This window comes from Holdemania filiformis DSM 12042, assembly GCF_000157995.1.
GTDB classification, from domain to species: Bacteria; Bacillota_I; Bacilli_A; order Erysipelotrichales; family Erysipelotrichaceae; genus Holdemania; species Holdemania filiformis.
Genome location: NZ_GG657555.1, coordinates 54,844 through 57,614, shown reverse-complemented (window position 1 = coordinate 57,614; position 2,771 = coordinate 54,844). Strand labels below are relative to the sequence as shown.

Annotated in this window: 4 protein-coding genes; 3 read left to right on the top strand and 1 reads right to left on the bottom strand. The window is 35.7% G+C overall.

What is annotated here, in order from left to right:
* The 3 genes from HOLDEFILI_RS19185 to HOLDEFILI_RS05550 form a co-directional block, all read left to right on the top strand.
* On the top strand, positions 1–205 hold a 205-nt coding region (locus HOLDEFILI_RS19185; RefSeq protein WP_425268560.1), incomplete at its 5' end, for a DUF1016 N-terminal domain-containing protein.
* Between the two features lie 428 nt (positions 206–633).
* Positions 634–1,404: a Fic family protein gene (locus tag HOLDEFILI_RS05555; RefSeq protein WP_244264307.1), complete on the top strand. Its 771-nt coding sequence runs from the start codon at positions 634–636 to the stop codon at positions 1,402–1,404.
* 13 nt (positions 1,405–1,417) lie between these two features.
* Complete coding sequence (locus HOLDEFILI_RS05550) at positions 1,418–1,636, top strand: hypothetical protein (protein WP_050766926.1); 219 nt, start codon at positions 1,418–1,420, stop codon at positions 1,634–1,636.
* A gap of 641 nt (positions 1,637–2,277) precedes the next feature.
* On the opposite strand, the gene HOLDEFILI_RS20420 is transcribed toward HOLDEFILI_RS05550, so the two are convergent.
* The coding region (locus tag HOLDEFILI_RS20420) for a transposase (RefSeq protein ID WP_006058531.1) at positions 2,278–2,771 on the bottom strand (494 nt) is incomplete at its 5' end.

The window sequence follows — 2,771 nt, the reverse complement described above, 5'->3', positions numbered from 1 at the left end:
TGAAAATAGAAATTGTAGAATTTCTTGGGGACGAGCAGGCATGAGTGAAAATTTGCTCTCTATTTCAAATCATCAGTTCGATGATGTGATTGCCATTATCGTCAAAGCCCGTTCCCGCGCAATGAAAGCCGTTAATGCCGAACTCATCAATATGTATTTAGAAATCGGCGCCTATGTCAGTGAACGCGTCAAGTCCGTTGGTTAGGGCATAAGTGTGGTCGCTGATTTTTCTGCTACACCCTATTTTAATTATTTATTTTATCAGGTACTAGGCATAGCGTTATCCGCTGTAGTCTTACTATTTACAGTAATCGTTACAATGGCGGCTTTCGTGGAACCGTGGGAAATCCCCGTTTCGATAATTTGGCGTTCAGTTAAAGTAAGATGGAGAACCTTGTTGCAAGTCATAGAATTCAGTTCCTTTCGCGTCAAGCAACAAGAAGTCTGTATTTACTTATATTACTTCATAATGAAAGAGTAACGTCAACTAGAACTTTGTGTAAGAGTGATTTCTACTTGTCCTGCCCTGAAGTGGAACTTAACTTTTCAGTTGAGATATGATTATTATGGGTTATGCATCTGAGCAGATCATCCCTCATTAGTGTTATAATAGAAGCTGCAGGAGGAACTATAATGAACGCTGAAATCATCAAAAATGAACTTGTTGAGCAGAAAAAATCTAAATTTAAAGGAAATATTTATCATACTACACAGGTATTATTTGCTTATAATTCTAATAAAATCGAAGGATCAAGATTAACTGAAGAACAAACGGAAATGATTTTTGAAACAAGATCTGTGATTGCTAAAGAAGGTGAGCAGATAAGAGCTGATGATATGATAGAAGCGCTCAATCATTTTCGATTATTTGATTTTATGCTAGATCATTATGAAGAGCCGCTTACAAAAGAACTAATTCTTAAAATGCATAAAATATTAAAAAGAGGAACATCAGATGAATATGACCCGCGGTATAATGTCGGAGGATTTAAGGTGTTGCCAAATATTATTGGTATCGTTAATGTTATCAAGACGTCAGCACCTGAAAAAGTTGAAAAAGACTTAGACTCTCTGCTTAAAATATATGAAAATCAAGAAAAGAAAACCATTGATGAGCTAATTGATTTTCATGTTCGATTTGAGCGTATTCATCCTTTAAGCGATGGGAATGGACGTGTAGGAAGAATCTTACTCTTCAAAGAATGCTTAAGAAATGAAATAGTTCCATTTGTCGTATTGGATCAGGACAAAGCTTTCTATTTAAGAGGCTTACGAGAATACGATCGTGATCCAATTTACTTAAAGGATACATGTTTGAATGAGCAAGATATTTATTACAGCCTTTGTGAGAAGCTGTTGGATTATTATATAATTACAGAATATAAAGATGAATTAGAAATTTAAAGGTGGTGATTTTATGAATATTCCGGAGAAGAAGACATGGGAGAATCGGCTTCCAAGCTATTTAGTGCATGATATCGACGCTTATATTCAAGGATTAAAAGAAAATTCGAGTTTATTAGATTGTTATTACGACGAATTGTACGGATCAATCAATATTGCCTATTGTACGGATAATTGTATCACTTATGAACAAGCTGTTTATCTTAGACAAAAATATTTAGGTTATGAATAAAGAGGTGAATACAAATGATGGATAAATTTGAAACGTATGAGGTAGAACAAGCAAAAAACTACGGCGGTGGGAACGGTAAAAAATAGGAATCTATATAAAGAATGAGCTATATCTTTTAAAATTGCCACCAAAAAAACAAATAATAGAAAAATGCAGTCTTATAGTAATAGTGCTTTTTCAGAATACATATCATGCCAAATTATTGATAGATTAGGCTTAAATGTTCAAAAAACTCTTATTGGTACTTACACTGATAGAGCACTAAATAAGAGTTATAGTGCTGTAGCATGTAAGGATTTTTGCAACTTTAACAAAATACTTTATGATTTTGGAAGTATTAAAAATAGTTATATAGATTCGAGAACTAGTAAATCAAAAATTAATAGATGATATTTATACCCTAGTTACAGAGTTGCCTCCATAGCTTCAACCTGTGAGATTTTATCAAGACGATATTTCCAGTGATAGACAACTGGCTCAGCATTTACTTCATTAAAATACAGGAAGATTCTTTGTTCAAGTTTCTCTTTGGATTTCACTCGAATGCCTCTGAGCATTTGTTTCGTCATCTTACTAAAGAAACTCTCAGTCATGTTTAACCATGAACCGTGCGTTGGCGTAAACACAAACACAAAACTATCTTACGGGCAGGCCGCAGGGGCGTTTTGTGTTTCTTTTGATTTATGCGCTGAATGATTGTCGCATATAACCCGGATCTCATCCCCTTCCGGATCCATTGCATCAAACTTTTTCAGAAAATTGATGAAGTTGGAACTCTTATGGCTTTCACTTACCAGCGGAATTGCAATCCCTGTCAATAGATCAATGCCTGCGAGCAGAGATAACGTACTTAGGCGTTTGTATTCTGCATCCCGCATGACAACTCCGTTTTTATCTGTAGGGCGCAGTTCTTCACTCGTTGTTGAAAGCACCTGAATACCCGGCTTTTCATCGCAGGACACGGTATGGATCACGGGTTTATCCGTTGGGATAATGATTTCCCCGGCTTCATCAAACTGCATTTCAACCTGCTTATAGACAAGGAGGACGTTATGTATTTTTGCATCAAAATCAGGATCGCGCTTTTCACAGTAATCCTTAATCTTGAATGGCTTGATATCCTGTTGGACAAGAA

Excerpts from the sequence above, each read along its gene's own strand:
- HOLDEFILI_RS05555 (WP_244264307.1), top strand. The coding sequence starts at position 634 with ATGAACGCTGAAATCATCAAAAATGAACTTGTTGAGCAGAAAAAATCT.
- HOLDEFILI_RS05550 (WP_050766926.1), top strand. The coding sequence starts at position 1,418 with ATGAATATTCCGGAGAAGAAGACATGGGAGAATCGGCTTCCAAGCTAT.